The organism is Rhizorhabdus sp. GW822-FHT03C02 (genome assembly GCF_058801765.1).
The window spans coordinates 56,687-80,084 of sequence record NZ_JBXANN010000016.1 but is presented as its reverse complement, the minus strand read 5'-3'; the positions used below and the strand labels follow the sequence as shown (position 1 = coordinate 80,084).

General features: G+C 67.3%; 20 protein-coding genes. 5 read left to right on the top strand and 15 right to left on the bottom strand.

All coding sequences use genetic code 11. From position 1 onward, the window contains the following. Positions 1-57 precede the first annotated feature (57 nt). On the top strand, positions 58-1,389 hold the full coding sequence (locus AC1RM6_RS27400; protein WP_493107263.1) for an MFS transporter: 1,332 nt from the start codon (positions 58-60) through the stop codon (positions 1,387-1,389). Beyond that, a complete protein-coding gene (locus AC1RM6_RS27395) occupies positions 1,389-3,218 on the top strand; it encodes a DUF8034 domain-containing protein (protein WP_493107261.1) in 1,830 nt (609 codons plus the stop codon). Before AC1RM6_RS27400 ends, AC1RM6_RS27395 begins: the two co-directional genes overlap by 1 nt. A gap of 574 nt (positions 3,219-3,792) precedes the next feature. Here AC1RM6_RS27395 and AC1RM6_RS27390 read toward each other — a convergent pair. From AC1RM6_RS27390 to AC1RM6_RS27365, 6 genes are all read right to left on the bottom strand, one after another. Beyond that, on the bottom strand, positions 3,793-4,602 hold the full coding sequence (locus tag AC1RM6_RS27390; RefSeq protein ID WP_493107259.1) for a hypothetical protein: 810 nt from the start codon (positions 4,600-4,602) through the stop codon (positions 3,793-3,795). Positions 4,603-4,612: 10 nt separating this feature from the next. Next, the gene (locus AC1RM6_RS27385; RefSeq protein WP_493107257.1) at positions 4,613-5,584 is read right to left on the bottom strand and encodes a DUF4238 domain-containing protein; all 972 of its coding nucleotides are present in this window, start codon (positions 5,582-5,584) and stop codon (positions 4,613-4,615) included. 67 nt (positions 5,585-5,651) lie between these two features. Beyond that, positions 5,652-6,461 (bottom strand): hypothetical protein, encoded by an 810-nt coding sequence (locus AC1RM6_RS27380; protein WP_493107255.1) that lies wholly within the window; start codon positions 6,459-6,461, stop codon positions 5,652-5,654. A gap of 345 nt (positions 6,462-6,806) precedes the next feature. Beyond that, positions 6,807-7,781: a GIY-YIG nuclease family protein gene (locus AC1RM6_RS27375; RefSeq protein ID WP_493107253.1), complete on the bottom strand. Its 975-nt coding sequence runs from the start codon at positions 7,779-7,781 to the stop codon at positions 6,807-6,809. 7 nt (positions 7,782-7,788) lie between these two features. Continuing rightward, the gene (locus tag AC1RM6_RS27370) at positions 7,789-8,637 is read right to left on the bottom strand and encodes a hypothetical protein (RefSeq protein WP_493107251.1); all 849 of its coding nucleotides are present in this window, start codon (positions 8,635-8,637) and stop codon (positions 7,789-7,791) included. Then, positions 8,634-9,260 (bottom strand): hypothetical protein, encoded by a 627-nt coding sequence (locus AC1RM6_RS27365; RefSeq protein ID WP_493107249.1) that lies wholly within the window; start codon positions 9,258-9,260, stop codon positions 8,634-8,636. The genes AC1RM6_RS27370 and AC1RM6_RS27365 overlap by 4 nt, the downstream gene beginning before the upstream one ends. Positions 9,261-9,507: 247 nt before the next feature. On the opposite strand from AC1RM6_RS27365, the gene AC1RM6_RS27360 reads away from it, so the two are divergent. Beyond that, a complete protein-coding gene (locus AC1RM6_RS27360) occupies positions 9,508-9,810 on the top strand; it encodes a hypothetical protein (protein WP_493107247.1) in 303 nt (100 codons plus the stop codon). 217 nt (positions 9,811-10,027) lie between these two features. Here AC1RM6_RS27360 and AC1RM6_RS27355 read toward each other — a convergent pair whose 3' ends face one another. The 3 genes from AC1RM6_RS27355 to kdgD are packed head-to-tail and all read right to left on the bottom strand — an operon-like array spanning position 10,028 to position 13,444. Next, positions 10,028-11,587, bottom strand: a complete 1,560-nt coding sequence (locus tag AC1RM6_RS27355; protein ID WP_493107245.1) for a carboxylesterase/lipase family protein — start codon at positions 11,585-11,587, stop codon at positions 10,028-10,030. After that, positions 11,587-12,477: a LysR family transcriptional regulator gene (locus AC1RM6_RS27350; RefSeq protein ID WP_493107243.1), complete on the bottom strand. Its 891-nt coding sequence runs from the start codon at positions 12,475-12,477 to the stop codon at positions 11,587-11,589. Before AC1RM6_RS27350 ends, AC1RM6_RS27355 begins: the two co-directional genes overlap by 1 nt. A 28-nt stretch (positions 12,478-12,505) precedes the next feature. Continuing rightward, the gene (gene kdgD / locus AC1RM6_RS27345) at positions 12,506-13,444 is read right to left on the bottom strand and encodes a 5-dehydro-4-deoxyglucarate dehydratase (protein WP_493107241.1); all 939 of its coding nucleotides are present in this window, start codon (positions 13,442-13,444) and stop codon (positions 12,506-12,508) included. A 327-nt stretch (positions 13,445-13,771) separates the two neighbouring features. Between kdgD and AC1RM6_RS27340 the strand changes: the two genes are divergently transcribed. Both AC1RM6_RS27340 and AC1RM6_RS27335 read left to right on the top strand, forming a co-directional pair. Further along, entirely contained in the window at positions 13,772-14,530 is a 759-nt protein-coding gene (locus AC1RM6_RS27340; protein WP_493107240.1) for an SDR family oxidoreductase, read from the top strand. 22 nt (positions 14,531-14,552) lie between these two features. Beyond that, the gene (locus AC1RM6_RS27335) at positions 14,553-15,347 is read left to right on the top strand and encodes an SDR family NAD(P)-dependent oxidoreductase (RefSeq protein WP_493107238.1); all 795 of its coding nucleotides are present in this window, start codon (positions 14,553-14,555) and stop codon (positions 15,345-15,347) included. 107 nt (positions 15,348-15,454) lie between these two features. Here AC1RM6_RS27335 and AC1RM6_RS27330 read toward each other — a convergent pair whose 3' ends face one another. The 6 genes from AC1RM6_RS27330 to AC1RM6_RS27305 all read right to left on the bottom strand — a co-directional run bounded on the left by AC1RM6_RS27330 (position 15,455) and on the right by AC1RM6_RS27305 (position 23,314). Next, entirely contained in the window at positions 15,455-15,844 is a 390-nt protein-coding gene (locus AC1RM6_RS27330; RefSeq protein WP_493107236.1) for a nuclear transport factor 2 family protein, read from the bottom strand. A gap of 26 nt (positions 15,845-15,870) precedes the next feature. After that, entirely contained in the window at positions 15,871-16,773 is a 903-nt protein-coding gene (locus AC1RM6_RS27325; protein ID WP_493107235.1) for an ROK family protein, read from the bottom strand. After that, positions 16,770-17,402: an FHA domain-containing protein gene (locus tag AC1RM6_RS27320; protein WP_493107232.1), complete on the bottom strand. Its 633-nt coding sequence runs from the start codon at positions 17,400-17,402 to the stop codon at positions 16,770-16,772. Before AC1RM6_RS27320 ends, AC1RM6_RS27325 begins: the two co-directional genes overlap by 4 nt. Before the next feature lie 113 nt (positions 17,403-17,515). Beyond that, entirely contained in the window at positions 17,516-18,979 is a 1,464-nt protein-coding gene (locus tag AC1RM6_RS27315; RefSeq protein ID WP_493107230.1) for an efflux transporter outer membrane subunit, read from the bottom strand. A 5-nt stretch (positions 18,980-18,984) separates the two neighbouring features. Next, positions 18,985-20,130, bottom strand: coding sequence for an efflux RND transporter periplasmic adaptor subunit (locus tag AC1RM6_RS27310; protein ID WP_493107228.1), 1,146 nt, complete (start codon positions 20,128-20,130; stop codon positions 18,985-18,987). Next, positions 20,123-23,314 (bottom strand): efflux RND transporter permease subunit, encoded by a 3,192-nt coding sequence (locus AC1RM6_RS27305; RefSeq protein ID WP_493107226.1) that lies wholly within the window; start codon positions 23,312-23,314, stop codon positions 20,123-20,125. Before AC1RM6_RS27305 ends, AC1RM6_RS27310 begins: the two co-directional genes overlap by 8 nt. Positions 23,315-23,398: the final 84 nt, after the last annotated feature.

Sequence of the window (23,398 nt, the reverse complement as noted above, 5' to 3'; positions counted from 1 at the left end):
GGCTATCGATCGTCGCACCCCCCACAGACGGGCGGCGGCCAGCAGGAGAGCCCATCAGTGACCCAGGCGGCCCACCTTCCCGCAGACCGGCCCAGCCGCGCACGTTACGGGATCATCGCGCTGATCTTCCTGATCACGACGATCAACTATGCCGACCGTGCGACCTTCTCGATCGCCGGCGAGTCCGCCGCCGGCGAACTCGGCCTGTCGCCGGTCCAAACCGGATTCATCCTCTCGGCCTTCGCCTGGGCCTATGTGATCGGGCAGATTCCGGGCGGAGCGCTGCTCGACCGGTTCGGCACCAAGCGCATCTATGCGGGCGCGATCGCGATCTGGTCGATCTTCACCGCGACCCAGGGGCTGGTCGGCCTGATCGCCGGGGTGTCGGCGGTGGCGATGCTGTTCGCGCTGCGCTTCCTCGTCGGCCTCGCCGAGGCGCCGTCCTTTCCCGGCAATGCCCGCCTGGTCGCCGCCTGGTTTCCGGGCGCCGAACGCGGCACCGCGTCGGCGATCTTCAACAGCGCCCAATATTTCTCGCTGGTCGCGTTCGCGCCGCTGATGGGCTGGCTGGTGCACAGTTTCGGCTGGCGCGCGATCTTCTGGGTGATGGGCGCGCTCGGCCTCGTCGCGACCGCGGTCTTCGTGCGCTTCATCCGCAGCCCGGCCCGCCACCCCGGGGTCAACGCCGCCGAGCTGGCGCATATCGAGGCCGGCGGCGGGCTGATCCATATGGAGGACGACGGTGTCGGTCCCGCCAAGGCATCGACCTTCACCTGGCCGAACATCCGCCAGCTCCTCGCCAACCGGATGATGATCGGCATCTATCTCGGCCAATATTGCATCAATGTGCTCACCTATTTCTTCGTGACCTGGTTCCCGATCTACCTCGTCAAGGAGCGCGGGCTGAACATCATGGAAGCCGGTTTCGCAGCCGCGGCGCCAGCGCTGTTCGGTTTCGCGGGCGGGCTGGTCGGCGGTTTCGCCTCCGACCGCATCCTCAAGACGACCGGGTCGATCGACCTTGCGCGCAAGGGGCCGCTGGTCGCCGGCATGCTGCTCGCGACGATGATCATCGCCTGCGTGTGGATCGATGCCGAATGGCTGGTGGTGACGGTGATGTCGCTCGCCTTTTTCGGCAAGGGCGTCGCCTCGCTCGGCTGGGCGGTGATGGCCGATGTCGCGCCCAAGCAGCTCGCCGGCCTGTCGGGCGGGGTGTTCAACATGTTCGGCAACATGGCCGGCATCGTCACCCCGATCGTGGTCGGCTATATCGTCGGCGCCACCGGGTCGTTCGATCTGGCGCTGGTGTTCGTCGGTGCGCATTGCCTGCTGACGATCTTCGCCTTCCTCGTCGTGGTGGGGCCGATCCGGCGGCTGGAGCTGAACTGATGCGGATCGATCGCCGGACCTTCCTCGGCGCCACCGCGGCGCTGACCCTGCCTGCGCAGCTGCGCGCGTCCCCCGCGCTGGCGGTCGCCACGCCGATGCCGGCGCCGCGCTGGGCGGTGATGCAGCGCGAGTTGTTGCGCGCCAATGAAGAGGCGTGCGAAGCCTTCTACGCCAAATATGTCGACGGCCGGGACCGGCTGCGGGTGTTCGAGCGCTGGGGCGCCAATGACGGGCCCGACGACGCCGCCGAGGCGACCAACGACTGGCTGCTGATCCACGCGCTCGGCGGCAGCGACCGCATCCTCGATCTCGCGCGGCGCTTCTGGGAAGGCCATCTGAAGCAATATACCGCCGCACGCACCGTCGATGTGCCGATCGCGCGCAAGGGCATGTATTACCGGGAATTTCCGGTCCAGATGGACTGGCAGCACAATGCCGAGGGGCTCACCAGCTTCAACCTGATGGGGCTGTCGACCCCGCGCGACGCCAAGCTGCTTGAGCGCACCCGCCGCTACGCCGATTTCTACACCGGCCGTGATCCGACGGTGCGCAACTATGATCCGAAGCTGCGGATGATGCGCAGCCTGCTGAACGGCAGCCGCGGGCCGATGCTGCGTCAGGCGACCCCGCTCGACTGGGCCGGCGATCCGTTCGCGGCGGGCGCGCGCTTCCATATGGAGCATGGCGAGACGACCTACCGCCAGACGCTCGACCATTATCTCGAATATGGCGATGTGGTCGGCGACAATCCGCTCAACCTGCAGGCGACGACCCTGGGGCTCAACGCCTATGCGCTGGGTGGTGGCGAGTCCTATCGGCGCTGGGCGCTCGACTATCTCGATGCCTGGGCCGATCGCGCCGCGCGCAACGGCGACATCTTGCCCAGCCATGTCCGCCCCGACGGCAGCGTCGGCGACGACTGGTGGAAGGGCGTCTATGGCTGGGGTTTCTCGCCGGTCGTCCCGCAGACCGGCCGGCGCGAGGATCGCAACCGGGTGCCGCGGTCGATCACCGCCTTCATGGGCGCGACGCTGCTGACCGGCGATCTTGCCTATATCGATCTGTGGCGGCGCCAGACCGCGAAGATCGATGCGCAGGCCAAGACGATCGACGGCGTGCTGTCGTCGCCGACGATGCATGGCGCGCAGGGCTGGTATGGCTGGAAGCCGGGCCCCTACCGCGCCAACGGCTTCGAGATCTGGTATATGTCGCAGCGCGCCGACGATCGTGCGGCCGCCGGCGATCATCCCTGGCTGCGCTTCCTCGAAGGCCATGATCCCGACTATCCGGTCGATGTCATCGCCGCCGACCTGCAGAATATCGCGACCCGGATCGCCGCGCGCGACAAGGATCCGACCACGCCCGAGACGCGGCTCGCCGACTGGCCGATCGACATCAATCCGGCGAGCGTGACCAGCCTCGTCCAGACGATGACCGGTGGCCTCCACATCGCCCGCCCGCCCTGGTCGAAGACGTCGCCCGCGCAGGGCGGCGTTCCCCTGCACAGCCGGCTGCGCTATTTCGATCCGGTGGCGAAGCGCGCGGGGGTGCCTGCCGACGTCGGCGCGCTGGTCCATAGCCTGGGCGACCGTTCGACCGAGGTGACCCTGGTCAACCTCCACCCCGGCGAGGCGCGTAGCGTCACCGTCCAGGGCGGCGCCTTTGCCGAACATCGCATCGACAGCGTGACGATCGACGGCCGCAGCGTCGCGGTCGGGAAAAGCGATGTCACGATCCGGCTCGACCCCGGTTGCGGTGCGCGGCTGGTGCTGGCGATGACCCGCTATGCCAACCGGCCGACGCTCGATTTTCCGTGGAATCGCGGGTGATGCGAGACCGGCTGGCGGCCGGCCGTTCGGCCAGGTCGGACCCTCCGACCGACTCCAGCCCATTGTCGCCATTCGACCACGACCTTGAATGACGAGAATCGTCCCCGATCGGCCGTTTCCGCCAGATCGGAGCGATCGGCCGACTCCGACCAGCTCAAGACGTTCAGCATCGTTGATGCAAGCGTCAGCTTTTGCCTAACCAGCCGTTCAGATCACGCATCCCGGTCGGCCGGCTGCAGGCCCGATGTCGGACGGCGAGGCACAGAAGGCCTATGACCAGCTCTCGGGTGAGGTCCAAGCCACGGCGAAGAACATCAAGTCATCCCGTCATCGTCGACCGTGTCGCCCCGTGCGACGACATTCTGTGCTCGGTCGGCCGGATGGATATGCCGCTGACCTTTGGACGCGGCGATGGCGCGACCCATCCCAGCCGCCTTGATCGCGGCGACGCCGGATAGCGCCCGGGTCCACGCGATCTCTATTCACCGCCCATTGCGACCCGCACCGATCCCGAAGACCTGATCAAGGTCCGCAGCCACGATTTTCACTGACCAGGCGTGCAGCCCGGCTCGGATTAGCCCGGATCTGCGACGAAGCTGGTCGGATACCCGCGGCCGATCGCGTCGAACGTGGGGTCTCCCTTGCGGTGGATTGCGATTATCCATTCAGGCTCGATGGGCCGAACCGCGACCATGTCGGCCCCGCCACCCCAACCGCCGTCGACACCGATTGACGCAGCAAACGCGTCGATGACGTTCTGCGCCGCCTCACCCACGCGCGTGGTAACGCGCAGCGGCAGGGCAATTTCGAGCACGCACCCGCTGCCCACCTGCTGCAGTCGATCGAGCACTGCTCCGTCGCGGTGAACAAAGCTGATCGATTCGCCGCCCCAGCGATCGAGGAATTCCTCAACGCCGCTATCATCGAGCGGATAGGGTTGCGCGGTCAGCCAGATCTTGTTCTCGCGATTTCCCTCGATCTGGTGATGAAACGGACTCTCGGCATAGAGATGATCGGCGAGATCGCGGTCGAGATCGCCAGCGGCAACCGCAGCATCGAGCCGCCGCGCGATCAGCGCAAGCGTCATTGGCTGCATCCCGGCGTCCCGAATGATTGCTCTCTCGCCCGCGGTCAGGCGGGTGAAATGCCACGCGCGGATGGTCCGCTCGGCCATCAATTCGGTTATCGCCTCGCGGAAGGCCGACAGCGCCGGCCCGAAGCGGTTCTCCTTGTGCGGGCCACGAGGCGATTGCGCCTCGCGCTCCCTGTCCAACCGAACCGACTCCGCCCGGTAGTTCCGGATCAGCTGCGCATGGTCCTCAAGCATCGAAAGAAGCGCATCGTCGAAGGTCGAGACGTCCCAGACATCAATCAGTTGAGCCATGGTCGACCTCTCAGGCGGCGGCGGGGCGACCGAGCATCGGTCCCCTGGCGGAATGCTCACCCGCCGCGGTCTCGATATTGGGGGCGAGCCGGATCTGGCGCGAACCGAGATGCTTGGTCACCACGTCGATCGGGAATGGCGACCGGCAGAAGATCTCGCGCTCGGCATTCTGGATCATGGTCTTGTTGAATGCCCGGACCGAGGGGGGGCGCGCGCGAAAGACGCCGATGCGATCGTCGAAGGGCGCCCGATAGTTGCTCACGATGATCAACGCCCGTTCGGGCGTGATCGGGCACATCACCTCAGCCTCGCCAAAGCCAAGCGCCGCCGGGATCACAGGTGTATCGCCGATGATGAATTCGGTCCCCTCAGGTGCATCGAAGAACGCGAACCCGCAATGCTCGAGCCGCTCGGCATAGTCTCCCAGATGCCGGTGAATGATATCGACATGCAGCAAGTCGGTCTGGAAGCGGGCCGCCTCCGGCGCGAGCCCCAGCACCGCTGCCACATTCTCCAGCATCCGGCTCGAATTGAGCTCATCCTTATAGCTGGGCACGCGCACGATCAGTGACGCCATATAGCGGGTGAGCGCCCGTCGATCCGCCGCCGAAAAGGCGACAGAATACGCCTTTCGATCGGCGAAGAAGCCGTCACGCTCGATCAGGCGCTTGTCCCGGACCAGGAGCGTCTGATTGAACCGGCTTTCCAGGATCAGGTCTCGCCGCTTCTCGCCCCCCACCCGCGCCAGGACAGGGGCGACCGGTCCTTCGATTTCATTGGCGAAGAAGCGCTCGAGCGACGGGTCCTTCGTGCCATCGGGCAGACGGATCGAATTATAATGGCCAATCACAGCCGTGTTGATCGGCTGGGTCCGCCGGACTTCCCCCTTGCCGGTGATGGTCGTGACGCACCCATCGCCGTCCACCCATAATTCGGAATGGCACATCGGCAGCCAATGATGTCGCTTCGACAAGGTGGTCATGATGAAGAGGTAAGCTCGGACACCCCGTTGACAAGGGCCCCTGCCTTTGCATCTGCCTCAGTTCACATCACCGGCGGCGCTCGCGTGCCCGTTGGCGCAGCCGTTTCACATAGGCTCCATCGACCAGATCATCAGGCTCAAGATCGAGCGCGCAATTCGCCAGCGAGGCAAGGGTCTCATCGCTGAGCCGGAAATTCCTCGGAAGATGACCGGGATTGGCGTCTCCATTCTCCCGGATCAGCTGGAACAACGCCTTGAAAAAGTCGGCGCGCGAACCGCGCGACCCTGTCGTTGCTGCCCGGGTCAGCGTGTCCGTCGCCTTCGTGTCCGCGTCACCCGCGTCCAGGCCTATCACCCGAACGACTTCAGCAAGGCTCGGCCAATATTTGAGATCATATTGCGACTTCAATGGCTTCAACTCGTCCCGCAGGTGGAAACGGTAGAAGCCGTTGTCGCTCGAAGCCGCATCGATCACTTCCGCGATGTGATAATGGGTGTCGCTGGAAAAGCCCGAGCTGTTGCCGATCTCCGAGCGCTCCTCAAGCAGACCGGCAAGGTCCATTGCCAGCTCCGCAATCTCGCGATTGACCTCCTGGAGCCTGACGCGCGCGTCACGCGCATCCGCAACCTTCTGCGGATTCCAGAACGCCGCCACGTTAGTGACGACGCCCAGGATAGTCGCGATCCCATACGCCCGGTCGTGCAGCTTCTCGTAGATCTCGGCATAGGCCGAAACCAGCTCGGCACGCCGGGCAAGCAAGCGGTCGATGATCCTGTTTTCGCTGGGCAGGATTGCATTCTCTACATTGTACGCCTTGTCGGCGCGCAGGGCATCCTCACAAACTTGGATCGGGTTGGGCATCGGAAGTGTCGGCATCTTTTGTCCTATGGTGGTTGATGACGCACCCTACAGCCGACAGGAACGTTCTGTCGGAACCTGAAACGCATTTACTTCGACTGCGCTCAGGTACTTGGCGCAAATGTCCGCGCTCGTCGCGGACAACCGAAGGGCTGACCGCAACCCCCTGAAGCCGTTCGCCCCCCGCCTACGCGTGCCTTCGTTCAGCCATAGACGGAGGCTTGTCCGCATGGGCGCACTTACCGGCAACGGGGGGGGGGGGCGGGCGACGGCTGGCCCCCATGGCCCGCGCGCGCGCCGCCCACCCGGCCGTCGCCGGCAAAGTGCGCTTCCTGTGTCGCGGCGCTACCGCGCCGCGGTCGATCAGGCGGGCAGCATCGCCCTGAGCTTGAACAGCCGCTCCTCCACATCCAGCCAGGAGCGCCCCGGGACGCGCGGGCCGCTAAGGAACTCTTCGAGCAAGGCGATCTCGCGATCATGATCATGGTGAGCACGGCAGAGCTTGACCGCGACCATCCAGTCCCACGGCGCACGGTCGCGGCGCGCCTTCGCCAGGATCGGCGCGAGTTCCTCCTCGGGCACCGTCCCGGTCTTGCGGGTGCGCGTCTTGGGCACGGAAAGACGCGGGGTCTTGCGCTCGCCGGCGAGGATCGCGCCCGCCTCGGCCCGGCGTTTCACGAAGGTATGATTAGCGGATACCCAGGAGGGATAACGCTCGAAATAGGCGTCGACCGCTTCAGCGATCTCGGAGTACCTCCCGAGCTTTCGGAGCACCAGCGTCAGCCGGTCAAGCGCGGCGATGTCGCCATGCGCCGGATGGCCGATCTCGCTACGCAGCTCCGCGACCAGCCCGGTTTCATAGGTGATCGCGCAATATTCGTGCATCTGCTCGATTGCCTGACGGTAGCGCGCGACCGCGGCTTCGGGGTCGCTCGTCTCGAGCGGGCGCGTGGCGGAAATGAAGCTGGTGTTCGCGTCGCGCAGCTTATGAAAGCGATCGAGCGCCGCGTAGTCGAACTGGCGGCCAGGATTGATCCAGTTGGTGAGGGTCTTGCCGTGCCTGGCGATCAGCGCCTCTTCCAGGTCGAGCGCGTCCTCCTCATGCAGATCCTCGGCCAGGATCACGATCTCATAGGCACTGTCGCAGCGCGTGCGCACGAACCGGTGCCATTGCGCATCACGGTCGGTCGACCAGGCACGCGTGCCCGTCCCCTTGCCGATGTAGAAGGGCACCCGCCCGGGCCCGAGATGCGCATAGACATAGCATCGCTTCGGCGTGCGACGCTCGCCGATCACCTTGAGGGGTGGCAACTCCACCGCCTGGAACAGTTCGCTCATCTGCCCCTCATACCTCGGCGCGCGCCGCGCCGGCGATCGCCCGGGCGAGGCTCTGGAGGAACTGGGTTCCGGGTCCGAGCGCAAAATCACTATCCTCCGGCATCTTCTGCACGCGGTGAACCCCGACGAGCATCGCCAGAAGCGGCCAGTCGATCAGCGGCCCCCGGAACTCCAGCCTCGCCCAGCTGTTCTGATTGGACTGCAGCATGCCGATATAGGTCTCATATTCGAGAAACCGGCCGATCAGCACGATCGGAACCAGATTTGGGGTCTGCTCCGCCCCCTGGGCCGCCTGAGCGAACAGCGAATAGCGAGTGAAGGGGTCGCGAACGCCGAAGCGGAAGGCCTGCGCGAACCCGTCCTCTGGAAGCCGCCCGATCTTCGTGCGGAGTTCGAGCGAGGCATAAGCGGCCGGGATCGCGAGATCGGCCAGCCGACGTCGCTCGACCAAGGTGTGCTGGCCAAGCGACAAGAGCAGGTGCCCCTGACCTTCATAGGCGGCAATGACCAGTCCGTCGCCGCTCAGCTGGACGGCAACGGTGCCAGCGATCGCACCCAATGTGGCCGTGAAGATGCGCTGCATCATTGTCTGCCTCGCCTGAGGCTCGAACAGTGCGCCGGCGATTGCCAGTCCGGAAGAAATGCGGCCCGTCGCGAAGGCGAGCGCTGCCGCGTCGCCGCGCTTATAGGGTATGTCCGTCGGGTCTGGCGGCCCCTCGACATCCCGACGAGCACGACGCGGCCGCTCGGCAAGCAGCCTACGGATCGCAGCACCAGACGATGCAAGATTGGCGCTGAACGCCAGCGCTGCGTCGACACGATCCTCACTCCATTCTTCGGTGCCGGCGAGCCTCATAGCGCTGCGATCACGTTCGAGATGGCATTGGGTCCGACAAACTCGGGGTTGTCGAGCACTGACCCGCCGCCGGACCAGCTGGCGGCGATCGGATTGCCGAGCGCGTCCACCTTAAACACGCATTCGACCTGACGACGCGGCACATACAGCTTTGCAGCGATCTCGCCCTCGTTATGGTAATAGTGAAAGTGCGAGAACAGCCGGAGGTTGCGCACTTCCTCGGCCAGACCGGGAAGATCGGAGGCATCCTGTGGCGATGTCACCACCCAGAGGCTGAAAACGTAGCCCGACGTCGTGCCCCAGGCCGTGGCGAACTCCGTCGCGGTCGCGAGCGCTGGGAACGGCACCGGCGGAACGCCCGGGCCCTGATATTCCATGCACCCCGCGCCGAGCGAGATATAGGGAGTGATGTCTTTCACCGCGTCGTAATCGTTGACGTGGTCATCGAGCGCGAAAGCCGACAAGGCAGATTGTTGCGGGCCCTGCACGGACGCGAGCGACCGGCCGCTATGCGCTGTGACCCATTTGCTCATCAGGCCGGTTTCCATGACGACGCGCTCGGCCATGGCATCGTCGAAGTCCGCGGACTCCGCGATCCCCTTGTAGCACCAATTGATCAGCACAGTGTCCCTCCCCGGGCGCCACGTCTGGCATCAGAGTGGTATCACCGACAAGGTGGGATACTATCCGCTTTGGGCGAAAGCTGGGAGGGAAAGGCCTTCCCCTGACGGCCAGCCCCAGCGGGTCTGGCCCTACCCCTTCTGCGGGGGCGGCCACCCCGCAACGCCCCCGACGAAGAGAGGAAGAGGGCGGCCGTGCCGGGTCAGGGTCGAGAGAGAGGCTCTCGGCGCCCGTCGCGGAGAATTCCCCATGGCGACAGTCGTCATCCGCATCGCCTGGACCGAGCGCCGGCATTCTCGCCACCACCGAGCGCTGCTCGGCCATCGGCACCAGGGCACAGTCGAGGAGATCATGCCGGACGCCGTCGCAAGCGTTCGCGTCCACGTCGACATCGGGCAAACCGCGCGCGAGTCGTCGACCACCATCCGCAGTCCCCCGCCTGCCAAAGAGCCGTGGAAGTCGATTTTTAAGGTGCCGAGGTCTCCTTTCGCCATTGCGCGCGTGCCGGCTGGCCGCCCCTCGCCGCAGCGATTTAGCGCTTCGCCCGAGTAAGCGCCTAGCGATTGCTAGAATGACCGATTATGCTGGTTGCGGTCGTACCTGGGCCAGACTGGGAATGGCAGCTAAGTCCCCATAGTCGCCACACCCCGCCTTCGGCGGCGCCGTAAATGCAGCAAGATTGCACCCATCTCGGACGTTGCGCCGTCAGTGGAGAGCGCTCGTTTATGGGCATATAGCCCAGTCCGGATCTATTGCCGGCGCCTCGCCATCAGCCGCCCGGCTTGATGTAGGGCGCTACCGCGAACAGCAGTCGCTCCTCGCGCCGCGGGTCGTTCTCGATCCGCGTTTCGCCGTCGAAGATCATCGTCGGGCGCGCGGCCAGATCGAAATGCGGCCAGGCCGGGATCGATGCGCAATTCGGATCGCCGGTCCGGGCCAATGCGATGAACGCATCGGCCATCCGGCCCGCGAGCCGCCGCGCCTCGACGCTGCCGCCGGTGCGCGATCCCGGCGCGTCGACATTGTCGAACACCAGAGGGATGTCGAGGGTGTGGAAGGCGCCGAGGATTCCGCCGGCCTCGGGGCAGGGGAAGTCTAGCTGGTACATCCAGGTCGGCGCGCCGATCTTCGCGCGTTCCTCGGCCTGGATCAGATGGCCGGGCCAGGAGCGGCCGGCGGTGGTGGCGGCGAGCAGGATCTGGCCGGGCGTGCGATCGGGATAGAGTTCGCGATAGCGGCGGATCACATGATCGGGGGCGAGGTCCTTGGTGGTCTCGCGCGCCAGCCGGGCAGGGAGATTGTCCCAGTTCGTGTCGCCGGCGCGCAGCAGCTTCTCGATCCACAGCCCGGTTTCGTCATGGGTGTTGCCGACGATCAGCGGAATATGCGCCGCCTCGCGCGGCGCGTCGGGGAAGAAGGGGTGGCGGTCGAGCACGCCATGATCGAGGGTCGAGACGAAGCTGATCTCGCCTTTGCCCTCGAGCGGATCGGTCATCGCCATCGCCTCGACCAGCCGCTCGACCGGTAACCGCGCGAGCGCCTCGGCGTCGGCGGCGCCGGCCTTCGCCATCCATGCCTGGGCGCGCTGGGTCGCGTGCATCGGGCCGGCGGCGGTGACGTGCTGGCCGCTCATCGTCGCGGCGGTGTGGAACAGCGGCCGCGCCTCGGCCATCGCCATCAAGGTCACCACCTTGGCGCCGCCGCCCGACTGGCCGAACAGCATCACCCGGCCGGGATCGCCGCCGAAGCCGGCGATATTGTCGCGCACCCATATCAGCGCCAGCACGATGTCGAGATTGCCGACATTGCCCGATTCGGCCGGCCCGCCGAGCTGCGCCAGATAGGCATAGCCGAGCCCGGAGAGGCGGTGGTTGAGCGTCACCACCACGACATCGCCGCGCTTCGCGAGATTGGTCCCGTCGTAGAGCGGGTCGCTGCCCGATCCATGTGCGTGCGCGCCGCCGTGCAGATAGACCATCACCGGGCGCTTTGCGGCGTCGAGCGCGGGCGTCCAGACGTTGAGGAACAGACAGTCCTCGGCGGTGGGCTCCTCGGCTCTGGTCTGCGGTGCGGCGGCGCCATAGCGGGTCGCGTCGGCGATCCCGCTCCACGGCGTCGGCGGCACCGCGCGGCGGAAGCGGCGGAGCGCGGTGTCGGCGCCATAGCGGATGCCGCGAAAGACGAGGATGTCGCGTTCGACCGTGCCGCGCACCCGGCCATGGTGGGTGGTCGCGACCGGGCTGACCTTCGGGGCGCCCAGCGCCGGCGCGGCGATCGATGTCGCGGCGAGGCCCGCCATCACCGTGCGGCGATCCGGGCCGTCGGACATCATCCGGTGGTTTCCGCGCAGAGCTGTCGCATCGCCGGCAGCGCCGGATTGGCATTGTCGCGCCGCCAAGCCATGTGCAATTCGACCGGCCGTTCCTGCGGGGTCACCAGCCGGCGGAACTGGACGTCCATCATGTGCAGCCCGGTCGCCGATTCGGGCACGATCGCCGCGGCGAGGCCGGCATGGACGAGGCCGAGCATCGAATGGATCTGCGTGACGTGCTGGACGTAGAGCGGCGCGACCCCGGCCTCGTCGAACAGCCGCACCAGCATCTGGTGGAAATAGCCGGCGCCCTGGCGCGAATACATGATCAGCGGCTGGCCGTCGAAGTCGGCCGGTTCGAGCGCGGCCTTCGACTGGCGCGGGTCGCCGGGCGGCAAGGCGACGAACAGAGGCTCGGTCAGCACGCAGCTGGTCTCGAACTCGTGGCGGTCGATCGGCGGGCGGACGAAGCCGATGTCGATCAGCCCGGTGAGCAGCGCGTCGACCTGGTCGCCCGACACCATCTCGCGCAGCTCGAGGTCGATATTGGGCAGCGACGCGCGCGCCTGGGCGACGATCCGCGGGACCACCGCATAGCCCGACACCGCGGTGAAGCCGATCGCGACCCGGCCGGCATCGCCCTTGGCCACCCGGCGCGCGGAGAGCGCGGCGCTGTCCGCGAGCCGGACGATCCGCCGCGCCTCGATCAGGAACACCCGCCCCGCCGGGGTCAGGCTGACCTGGCGGCTGGTCCGTTCGAGCAACATCACGTCGAGGATGCGTTCGAGCAGCTGGATCTGCCGGCTGAGCGGCGACTGGGTCATGTTGAGGCGTTGGGCGGCGCGGCCGAAATGCAGTTCTTCGGCGGCGGCGACGAAGCAGCGGAGCTGGCTGAGTTCGAACATCATGCCAGACTATCCGCCGGCCCGGATCAAGTCACGCGGCCGCCGACAGCGATTGCGGCGAGGCCCGCTCGATCAGCGCGCGCAGCTCGGCTTCCTCGGCCGCCGACAGATCGGTCAGCGGCGATCGCACCGGTCCGGCGTCGCGACCGATGATCCGCATACCCGACTTGACGATCGACACCGCATAGCCGCGGCCCTTGTTGCGCAGGGTGATGTAGGGCAGCACGAAGCCCTGCAGGGCCTTGAGGACATGCGCCTGGTCGCCCGCGCGCACCGCCTTGTAGAAGGCCAGCGCCCATTCGGGCATGAAGTTGAAGATCGCCGAGCTGTAGGTGGTGACCCCCATCGTCAGATAGGGGGTGGCGAAGGTCTCGGCGGTCGGCAGACCACCGATATAGGTCAGCCGGTCGCCCATCCGCGCATGGATGCGGGTCATCAGCTCGATATCGCCGACCCCGTCCTTGAAGCCGACCAGATTGGGGTTGCGCTCGCACAGCCGGGCCAGGGTCTCGTCGTCGACGATCGAATTGTCGCGATTATAGACGATCACGCCGAGGCCGGTCGCGCGGCACACCGCCTCGATATGCGCGGCGAGCCCCTCGGCCTTGCCCTGGATCAGATAGGGCGGCAGCAGCAGCAGGCCGTCGGCGCCGGCCTTCTCGGCGTCGCGGGCGATGCCGGTCGCGATCGCGGTGCCATAGCCGCAGCCCGAGATCACCGGCAGCCGGCCCTTGGCTTCGGCGACCGCGGCGGCGACCACCGTCGCGACTTCGGCGGGGGACAGCGAGAAGAATTCGCCGGTGCCGCCGGCGGCGAACAGGCCGGTCAGTTCATGGTCGAGCATCCAGGCGCAATGGTCGCGATAGGGCGCCTCGAGGAAGGCGCCGTCGGCGTCGAAATGGGTCACCGGGAACGACAGCAGCCCCTCGCCCAGATGGCGTGCCATATCGACCGGGCTGTAGTTCGTCATCTCGGGACCTCTCGCTAGCGATGCCGCGCCTTCGCCGGGCGGCATGTTCGATCGCCGGGATAGAGGCTGGGCCTGAACCGGTCCAAGCCAAAGGTACGCATGATCGATGCAGGACTTGGCTCGATCCTGATCTGATGGCCGTGCTTATCGGATGGCCGGAAGAATGGCATTGATCGATGCACGATCCGCATGGCCGCGCCGCTGTCGAAGGCGAAGGCTTTCATCGCCGCCGCGATTTGCTGAACGCTGTCTTAGCATGTGTTGACAGTGTGCGTGCCGATGACCCATCGCCATGGGGACGGACAATCGCTTGGGAGGGATGACGACATGGCGCAGCAGCTTTCGGGGAAGGTCGCGCTCGTGACCGGCGCCTCGTCGGGGATCGGCGAGGCATCGGCGATCGCGCTGGCCGAAGCGGGCGTCCTGGTCGCGGTCTCGGGCCGCCGCAGGGAGCGTCTCGACGCGCTGGTCGCGAAGATCGAGGCGGCCGGCGGCAAGGCGCTGGCGCTGCCCGGCGACGTCTCGATCGAGGGCGACGCGACCAAGGCGGTCGAGGACACCGTCGCCGCGTTCGGCCGGATCGACATCCTGATCAACTCGGCCGGGGTCAACGAGGCCGGCGGCATCGAGAGCCTGCCGCTCGAACAATGGCGCCGGGTGATCGACATCAACCTGATGGGGACGATCTACACCTCGCGCGCGGCCTTCCCGCATATGAAGGGGCAGGGTGCCGGCGATGTCATCAACATCTCGTCGACCGCGGGCCGGCGCTCGGGCTGGCAGTTCGCCTCCTATGCGACCAGCAAGTTCGGGGTCACCGGCTTCACCGAAGCGCTGCGCCAGGAAGGCGGCAAGGTCGGCATCCGTGTCGCGATCGTCGAGCCCGGGGCGACCGCGACCGAGATCGCCGACAGCATCAGCGATCCGAAATGGCGCGAGGCGATCCACCATCACACCCATAAGGAGGATGCGATGGAATCGTCGGACATCGTCGATGCGATCATGCTGATCGTGTCGCTGCCGCGCCGCGCCAACGTTACGAGAATCCTCATACAGCCGACGACCGACGTCGCGCCGATGCCATAAGAAACACAGCAGGAGAGATAGGATGCGTCTGAAGGACAAGATCGCCGTCATCACCGGCGCCGGTTCGGGCATGGGCAAGGCGATGGCCGAACTGTTCGCCGCCGAGGGGGCGAAGCTGGTGCTCGCCGATATCAGCGGCAACCAGGATGCGGTCGCCGCGGCGATCGGCGATACCGCGATCGCGGTCCATTGCGACGTCGCAAAGGAAGCGGACGTCCAGGCGCTGATCGCCGCCGCCGAGGCGAAGTTCGGCCGGATCGACATCCTGTGCAACAATGCCGGTTTTGGCGGCGGCATGGCGCCGCTCCACGAGCAGACCACCGAATCCTGGGACCGGGTTCATTCGGTCAATATCCGCGGCGTCTTCTTCGGGATGAAATATGGCATCATCTCGATGCTCAAGACCGGCGGTGGCGCGATCGTGAACACCACCTCGGCGTCGGGCGTGGTCGGCTGGAAGGGGCACAGCATCTATGGCGCCGCCAAGGCGGGGGTGAACCAGCTCACCAAGACCGCCGCGCTCGACTATGCCGACGACAATATCCGCATCAACGCGGTCGCGCCCGGCACGATCTGGACCGGGCTCGTCGAGCGTTCGAAGACCCAGCCCGAGCCCGAGGCCGACGGCTTCCGCCTCCCCGGCATCCCGCTCGATCGCTGGGGCCTCGCCCGCGAGATCGCGTCGGCGGCGCTGTTCCTGGCGAGCGACGAAGCCTCCTATGTCACCGGCCATATCCTGCCGGTCGACGGCGGCTATTGCATCGGCTTTTCGGGGATGGGCGCCGAGAATTCGGGCAAGCCGGGCAGCAAGGCCTGATACCGGATCCCGATGAGCTTGACTCATCGCGGTCCGGTATCAGCCCGTGCGGCGCTTGAGCATTTCGATCGAGGATGCGTCAGCATCTTCGAGATCGCGTATAAGAGTCAGGCGAGGGTGAGGTAGATCTCGGCCTCGATCGTCCAATCCGCTCCGGTCCTTCGCCATTTGGCGGTGTAGCTGCCCGCTGCCACCGGTACGCCGGTCGCGGCGACGATGCCCTGCCAATGGCCATGTTCGAGGGCGATCGGTTCGACCGGCGAGGCGATGATCGTCTCGGGGGTGCGGACATAGGTCGTCCGCGCCGGCGCGGCGAATTCGCGCTTCCAGGCCAGCAACTGCGCCTTGCGGCCCGACAGGATCGCGCTGTCGGTGCCGGTGACGAGGATCGCGTTCGGCGCGAGCAGCGGGCCGATCGCGGCGAGGTCGGCCTCGGCCAGCGCGCGGTTGAAGGCGGCGCGGCGCAGGCGGATGGCGAGATCGGGCTGGTCGGACATGGCAGGGCTTTCGGCGGGAAGGATGGTCAGGCGATAGCATCCTGGGCGATTGCGATCGATCCCAGCGGCCCCGCCTGGCCGCCCAGCGCCGGCGCCGACAGGAAGGTCTCGATCCCCGCGGCGATCGCCGGCGCCACCCCATAGCCGTTCAGGCTGGCGACCAGCGCGGTGCGGACCCGCGCCAGCAGTTGCGGGCGCTGCACGAACACCCCGCCGCCGATCAATATCCGTTCGGGCGCGAGGCTGAACACCAGATTGTGGCACAGCCCGCCGAGCGCGTGCGCGGCGAGCAGCAGCGCGGGATCGTCGTCGGCGAGCAACTCGCCGCGCTGGCCCGCCCGTGCCTCGATCGCCGGGCCGGCGGCGAGGCCCTCGACGCAGTCGCCATGATAGGGACAGATGCCCGGCCAGCTATCGCCCGGCGCACGCGCGATCCGCAGATGGCCGGCCTCGGCATGGCCGAGCCCGCGCACCGCCCGGCCGCGCACGATCGGACCGACCCCGACCCCGGTGCCGACGGTCACATAGGCGAAGCTGTGCAGCCCCTGCGCTGCGCCCCAGCGGCCTTCGGCGATCGCCGCGGCGTTGACGTCGGTGTCGATCGCCACCGGGACGCCCAGACCGGTGGCGACGCCGATCACGCCGGCGCCGCTCCATCCCGGCTTCGGGGTGTTGACGATATGGCCATAGAGCGGGGAGGCCGGATCGAGATCGACCGGGCCGAAGCTCGCCAGCCCGACCGCCGCGATCCCCTGCCAGCCTGCGAGCACCGCCCGGATCGCGCCGAGCGTCGTTGCCGGGTCCTGCGTCTCGATCCGCACCTGCTCGACGATGGCATCGGGGCCGTCGGCGAGCGTGCAGACGCATTTTGTTCCGCCCAGCTCGACCCCCGCGACCAGCCTGCCGTCGCGCCCCCCGCCGATCGTCATCGGGCGGTGATCTGCCGCTCCACCGTGCGCAACAGGGTCGGACGCGGCCTCATGTCGCGCACCTGCATCAGCCGGGCATTGTGGCAGACGAAATGGGTGCGGCCGATCCGCACCTGGTCGCCTTCGCCCAGCCGCACCGTGCCGCTGATCCGCTCACCGTTGACATAGGTGCCGTTGGTGCTCCGCAGGTCGCGTATCTCGCCGCCGCCGGCGCGCGACACGAACGCCGCATGGCGACGCGAGACGGTCGGCTGATCGACGCGGATCCCGCGCGGGCCGGGATCGCGGCCGATCACCGTCTCCCAGCCGCCGCCGATCTGATGGTCGTCGCGCACCGTGGTCTCGCGAAAGCCCTCGAGCCGGAACGCCGAGCGGCCGAACTTGATGACACTGCCGGCGGTGATCCGGGTCGGGCCGGTGACGACGGTGCCGTCGATGAAGGCGTGCGAACTCGCCGACAGCGGCACCAGCAACAGGCCCGCGCCCTCGCGATGGAGTTCGAGCTGACGGCGCGAGCAATAGGGATCGTCGGCGCACTGGATATGCGCGCTGCTGTGGCGGCCGACGAGCCAGGGCCCGTTGCCGGTCAGCTGGTGGCGGCCTTGACGGTCGTCGACGAGCACGAACATCGTTGCGGGTCCCTTCCGCCGATCGCCGAAACGGCCCTTTCCGTTTCGGTGCGGCAACAAGCCCTCAACTCATATTATGCCCTAAAGTGGCACGGGCCCTAGAAAATTTTGAATCAGTCGGTCGCGTGGAGCTGCGCCCGGTCGAGCGGGGCCGCCGCGCGGTCGAAACCGCCGCCCAGCGCGCGGACCAGCCGCACCGATGCCTGGAGCCGCCGGGTCTGGACGCCGATCGCGGCGCGCTGCGCTTCGAGCGCGGCGGTCTGCGCGACCACGACCTCGAGATAGTCCGAGGCGCCGTCATGATAGCGGGTCAGCGCCAGATCGCCGATCCGCGCCGCCGCCGAGGCCGCCGCGCGCTGGTCGCGCTCGGCGGCGTCGAGCAGCCGCGCCGCCGCGAGATTGTCCTCGACCTCGCGGAACGCCGACAGCACCGTGTCGCGATAATCGGCGGCGGTCTCGTCATATTCGGCGCGCGAGCGGGCGATGTCGGCGCTGCGCCGGCCGCCGTCGAAGATCGTCGCAACCGCGGACAGGGGCCCCAGCGCCCAGAAGCTGTTCGAGGCGCTCAGCAGGTTGCCGGCGGTGCTTTGATAGCCGCCGGTCAGGCCCAGCGTCAGCGTCGGGAACCAGGCTGCCTTGGCGACGCCGATACGGGCATTGGCGGCGGCCATCCGCCGCTCGGCGGCGGCGATGTCGGGGCGGCGTTCGAGCAGGGTCGCCGGAGCGCCGGCCGGCACCGCGATCGGCGTCAGCTTCGGCATGGCCGCGGCGACCGCGAAGCTCGACGGATTCTCGCCGACCAGCACCGCCAGCGCATGTTCGGCGGCGGCGCGATCGAGCAGCGCTTCGGACAGGTCGGCCTTGGCGCTCGACAGTTGCGAGCGGGCACGGCCGATGTCGAGGCCCGAGGCGATGCCGCCTTCATGGCGGGTGTCGGTCAGGGACTCGGCGCGGGCATAGGCGGTGATCGTCTCGCGCAGCAGCGCGATCGTCGCGTCGAGGCCGCGCAGCGTGAAATAGCTGTCGGCGATCGTCGCGTGCAGGCTGAGGCGGGCATTGGCGAGATCGGCGCCGCTCGCCTGTGCGTCGGCGCGGCCGGCGCGGGCCGCGTCGCGCAGCCGGCCCCACAGGTCGATCTCCCAGTCGAGCGCGCCGCCGACGCTCTTGTCGCTATATTTGGCGCTGCTGCTCGCGAGCGGCCGGCCGGCGGACAGCCGCTCGCGCGAGATGTCGCCGCCGGCGGTGACCACCGGCAGACGTTCGGCCCCGGCCCGGCGCGCCACCGCGGCGGCCTGGTCGTAGCGCGCCAGCGCAGCCGCGACGGTCGGGCTCGCGGCGTCGCCGCGCGCTTCGAGATCGTCGAGCACCGGGTCGCCGAAATCCTTCCACCAGGCGCCGCGCGGGGCGGCATCGGCGGGCGCGGCCGCGGCCCATCCCGCGACGGCACCGCTCTCCTTATAGGTGGCGGCCGGTGCCATCGCCGGGGGATGATAGGCCGGCGCCATCGAACAGCCGGCCAGGACCGACAGCGCGGCCGATGCCGTCAGCGTCAATGTCCGCGATCGCGCTTTGGTCATCCGGGTCACTGCTTGACGGCCGCCACGCTGCTGATCCGGACCAGATCGCCCTCGGCGATCGCCTCGGGCGGGGCATCGACGATCCGCTCATGGCCGGTCAGGCCGGTGCCGATCTCGATCGTCGATCCGTCGTCGCGGGCGATCGTGACCGGGCGGATGCGGATGCGGTTGCCGGCATCGACCGCGGCGACGCTGGTGCCGGTCTCGCGCACGATCAGCGCGCTGGCCGGTATCGTATAGGCGCCGGTCGCCTTGAGCGGGAAGGCCACCTGGGCATAGCCGCCGGGCTTGAGTGCGCGATCGGGATTGTCGGTCTGCAATTCCATCAGCACCGTGCCCGAACCCGGATCGACCGCGCCCGCGGTGCGGGTCAGCACCGCGTCGAAGCTGCGGCCCGGATATTCGGGGACGGTCAGCTTGGCGTGCATGCCGGGATGGATCTGGCCCGAATAGCCCTGGGGCACGCGCACATAGGTGCGCATCCGGTGGACGTCGGAGATCGTGAACAGCGGCTGGCCGCCGCCGACGCTGACCAAGGCGCCGATCTGGGTGGTCCGCGCGGTGACGACGCCGCTGAACGGCGCCTCGATCCGGGTGAAGCCCAGCAAGGCGCGCAGGCGCTTGACGTTCGCCGCCTGGGCGTTGGCGAGCGCGCTGTTGGCAGCGTAGAGGCCGCGCTTCTCGTCGGCTTCCTGTTTCGACACCGCATCCTTCTGCAGCATCGCGTCCCAGCGGACCGAGGTGGTGCGCGCCAGATTCTGGTTGGCGGCGGCGGTCTGATAATCGGCCTGGGCCTGGGCAAGCTGCTGGTCGACCTCGGGGGCATCGATCACCGCCAGCGTCTGGCCGCTGCGGACATCGTCGCCGATATCGACCAGCCAGCGACGGACATAGCCGTTGGTGCGGGCATAGAGCGCGGCGCTGTTGAACGCCTGGACATTGCCGGGCAGGGTCAGGTCGCTGCCCGCGCCGCCCGATGCGAGCTTGATCACCGCGACCGAGGGCACGCCATTGTCGGCGGCGACATCGTCGAGCTTGCGGTCGGCGCTGACCCGCGCGCCGATCCCGATCGCGACGATCGCCAGCGCGGCGATGCCGGCGCCGATGCCGACCCGCTTCAGGGTTTCGGGACGGATCGAGTCTTCAGACATAGGCGGGTTCCAGCTCAGCGGACGGGGTGGCGTGATCGCTGCCCTTGCGATGGGCAAGCGCGAATACCACGGGAACGAACATCAGGGTCGCGATCGTCGCGAAGATCAAGCCGCCGATCACCGCACGGCCCAGCGGCGCATTCTGCTCGCCGCCTTCGCCGAGGCCCAGCGCCATCGGCAGCATGCCGATGATCATCGCCAGCGCGGTCATCAGCACCGGGCGGAAGCGGACGAAGCCGGCTTCCATCGCAGCCTTCACCGGATCGCCGAGTTCGGCGAGCCGCTCGCGCGCGAAGCTGACCACCAGGATCGAGTTGGCGGTGGCGACGCCCATGCACATGATCGCGCCGGTCAGCGCCGGCACCGACAATGTGGTGCCGGTCGCGAACAGCATCCAGACGATCCCGGCCAATGCCGCGGGCAGTGCGGTGATGATCACGAACGGGTCGATCCAGCTCTGGAAGTTCACGACGATCAGCAGATAGATCAGCACGATCGCCGCGAGCAGGCCGAAACCGAGCCCCGAGAAAGCGGCGTTCATCGTCTGGAACTGGCCGCGCTGGGTGACGCTCACGCCCTTCGGCGCATCCTTTTCATATTTGGCGATGACCCTGGCGATATCGGCCGACACCGCACCGAGGTCGCGGCCCTGCGGGGTCGCGAAAATATCGATCGACGGGGTGATGTTGTAATGGCTGACCACCGAAGTGGTGGTCGATCGCCCGATCGTGCTGATCCCGCCCAATATCTGGGTCGGGGCGTTGGCGCCGTTCGATACCGGGACGTTGGCGAGCTCGTCGAACGACCCGATCTTATATTCGGGGGTCTGGCCGACGATATTGTAGGACACGTTGTTTTCGGGATTCAGGAAGAAGACCGGCGCGGTCTGCACGGTGCCCGCCAGCGTCGTCGCCAGGCTGTTGGTGACGTCGCGTTCGGTCAGCCCATATTGGCCGATCCGCGACCGGTCGACGTCGACATTGATCTGCGGATAGGCCTTGGACTGCTGAATGCGCGCATCGGCGACCCCGGGGATCGTCCGGATCTCGCGCAGCAGCTTGTTCGCCATCGCCCGGTTGTCGCTGTCCTTGCGGCCGGTGATCTGGACGTCGATCGGGGCGGGGGCGCCGAAGTTCAGGATCTGGCTGGTGATGTCGGCGGGCAGGAACGCGAAGGTCGCCTGCGGGAAGGCGCGCGGCAGCTCGCGGCGCAGCAGTGCGACATGGCCTTCGGTTGGGGCGTGCCCCTCGCGCAGCTTGATCAATATGTCGCCGTCCTGCGGGCCGACCGTGCCCGAATTGTTGTAGATCGTGTTGATGCCCGACACCGGCAGGCCGATATTGTCGGCCAGCGAGTCGATCTCGCCCGCGGGCAGCAATTCGTGGATCTTCGTCGCGATCCGCTGGAATTCGATCGAGCTGTTCTCGATCCGCGACCCGATCGGCGCCCGAACATGGATCGCGATCTGCCCGGCATCGACCGACGGGAAGAAATTGCGCCCGAGGAACGGCGCCAGCAGGAACGACAGCAGCACGATCGCGATGAAGCCGAACAGGAAAGGCTTGCGCGCGCCGAGCGCCCGGCTGAGCAACTCGCCATAGCCTGCGCGGATCCGTTCGAAGCGATGCTCGAAACCACGCTGGAACCGGACCAGCGGATTGGTCGACTCCGGCGTACCGGCCTCATGACCATGGCCTGCGGCATGCGGCTTCAGCAGATACATCGCCATCGTCGGCACCAGCGTGCGCGACAGGATGAACGACGCGATCATCGCGAACACCACCGACAGCGCCATCGGCACGAACAGGAAGCCGGCGACGCCGGGGAGGAAGAACATCGGCACGAACACGATACAGATGCACAGCAGCGACACGAAGGCCGGGGTGACGATCTGCGCGGCGCCGTCGAGGATCGACTGGGTCACGCCCTTGCCCTGTTCGAGGTGCCAGTTGATATTCTCGATCGTCACCGTCGCGTCGTCGACGAGGATGCCGACCGCGAGCGCGAGCCCGCCCAGCGTCATCACGTTGAGCGTCTGGCCGAAGGCGGCGAGCGCCCCGACCGCCGCCAGCACCGCCAGCGGGATCGAGATCGCGATGATCACCGTCGACCGCCACGACCCGAGGAACAGCAGGATCATCAGCGAGGTCAGCATCGCCGCGATCGCGCCTTCCTTGACCACGCCTTCGACCGCGGCCTTGACGAAGACCGACTGGTCGCCGAGCGGCACGATCTTCAGCGTGTCGGGCAGCGCCTCCTGGATTTTGGGCAACCGGTCCTTGACCCCCTGGACGATCGCCAGCGTCGAGGTCGCGCCGTTCTTGAGCACCGTCATCAGCACCGATCGGCGCCCATCGACATGGACGACATTGGGCTGAGGACCGCTGCCGTCGCGGACATGGGCGACGTCGCGCATATAGATTGTCGCGCCGCCCACGACCTTGACCGGCAGCGCGTTGAGCTGGTCGACCGACGACGGCGCGTTGTTCAGCTTCACGCTGTACTGGAACGGGCCGATCTTGACGAAGCCGGCGGGATTGATCTGGTTCTGCGACGCGATCGCGTTGCCGACATCCTGCGCCGAAAGCCCGTTCGACTGCAGCGCCTGCGGATCGATGTCGACCTGGATCTGCCGCTGCTTGCCGCCCGACGGGAAGGGCACCGCGGCACCGGGCACCGTCACCAGCTGGGTGCGGATCTGGTTCTGGGCAAGGTCGAACAATTTCTGCTCGTCGAGCCCGGTGCCCGACAGCGCGAGCTGGATGATCGGCACCGTCGACGCCGAATAGTTGAGGATCAGCGGTGGGGTCGCGCCCGGCGGCAGCTGGCGTAGCACGGTCTGCGAGATCGAGGTGACCTGCGCGGTGGCGACGCGGATGTCGGCGCCCGGCTGGAAATAGATCTTCACGATGCCGATGCCCGACAGCGACTGGCTTTCGATATGCTCGATATCGTTGACCGTCGTCGTCAGCACCCGCTCATAGGGGGTGATGATGCGGCCCGACATCTCCTCGGGCGGCAGGCCGGCATAGTTCCAGGCGACCGCGATCACCGGCACCCGGATCTCCGGGAAAATGTCGACCGGTGTCCGCAGCGCGGCAAGCGTGCCGCCGATCAGGATCAGCACCGCCATCACGATGAAGGTCAGCGGTCGCTCGAGGGCGGTCTTGACGATGCCGATCATCGGCGGGACTCTTCAAACGGCAAGGGGCAGCTCCGGCGAGGCCATAAAGCTTTGTCGGGCCCGAGGCACGGGCCGTCCAGATAT

Excerpts from the sequence above, each read along its gene's own strand:
- AC1RM6_RS27335 (WP_493107238.1), top strand. The coding sequence starts at position 14,553 with ATGCGTCTGAAGGACAAGATCGCCGTCATCACCGGCGCCGGTTCGGGC.
- AC1RM6_RS27375 (WP_493107253.1), bottom strand. The coding sequence starts at position 7,781 with ATGAGCGAACTGTTCCAGGCGGTGGAGTTGCCACCCCTCAAGGTGATC.
- AC1RM6_RS27350 (WP_493107243.1), bottom strand. The coding sequence starts at position 12,477 with ATGATGTTCGAACTCAGCCAGCTCCGCTGCTTCGTCGCCGCCGCCGAA.
- AC1RM6_RS27360 (WP_493107247.1), top strand. The coding sequence starts at position 9,508 with ATGGCGACAGTCGTCATCCGCATCGCCTGGACCGAGCGCCGGCATTCT.
- AC1RM6_RS27385 (WP_493107257.1), bottom strand. The coding sequence starts at position 5,584 with ATGACCACCTTGTCGAAGCGACATCATTGGCTGCCGATGTGCCATTCC.
- AC1RM6_RS27380 (WP_493107255.1), bottom strand. The coding sequence starts at position 6,461 with ATGCCGACACTTCCGATGCCCAACCCGATCCAAGTTTGTGAGGATGCC.
- AC1RM6_RS27320 (WP_493107232.1), bottom strand. The coding sequence starts at position 17,402 with ATGTTCGTGCTCGTCGACGACCGTCAAGGCCGCCACCAGCTGACCGGC.
- AC1RM6_RS27325 (WP_493107235.1), bottom strand. The coding sequence starts at position 16,773 with ATGACGATCGGCGGGGGGCGCGACGGCAGGCTGGTCGCGGGGGTCGAG.
- AC1RM6_RS27330 (WP_493107236.1), bottom strand. The coding sequence starts at position 15,844 with ATGTCCGACCAGCCCGATCTCGCCATCCGCCTGCGCCGCGCCGCCTTC.
- AC1RM6_RS27355 (WP_493107245.1), bottom strand. The coding sequence starts at position 11,587 with ATGTCCGACGGCCCGGATCGCCGCACGGTGATGGCGGGCCTCGCCGCG.
- kdgD (WP_493107241.1), bottom strand. The coding sequence starts at position 13,444 with ATGACGAACTACAGCCCGGTCGATATGGCACGCCATCTGGGCGAGGGG.
- AC1RM6_RS27340 (WP_493107240.1), top strand. The coding sequence starts at position 13,772 with ATGGCGCAGCAGCTTTCGGGGAAGGTCGCGCTCGTGACCGGCGCCTCG.
- AC1RM6_RS27305 (WP_493107226.1), bottom strand. The coding sequence starts at position 23,314 with ATGATCGGCATCGTCAAGACCGCCCTCGAGCGACCGCTGACCTTCATC.
- AC1RM6_RS27370 (WP_493107251.1), bottom strand. The coding sequence starts at position 8,637 with ATGAGGCTCGCCGGCACCGAAGAATGGAGTGAGGATCGTGTCGACGCA.
- AC1RM6_RS27395 (WP_493107261.1), top strand. The coding sequence starts at position 1,389 with ATGCGGATCGATCGCCGGACCTTCCTCGGCGCCACCGCGGCGCTGACC.
- AC1RM6_RS27310 (WP_493107228.1), bottom strand. The coding sequence starts at position 20,130 with ATGTCTGAAGACTCGATCCGTCCCGAAACCCTGAAGCGGGTCGGCATC.
- AC1RM6_RS27315 (WP_493107230.1), bottom strand. The coding sequence starts at position 18,979 with ATGACCAAAGCGCGATCGCGGACATTGACGCTGACGGCATCGGCCGCG.
- AC1RM6_RS27390 (WP_493107259.1), bottom strand. The coding sequence starts at position 4,602 with ATGGCTCAACTGATTGATGTCTGGGACGTCTCGACCTTCGACGATGCG.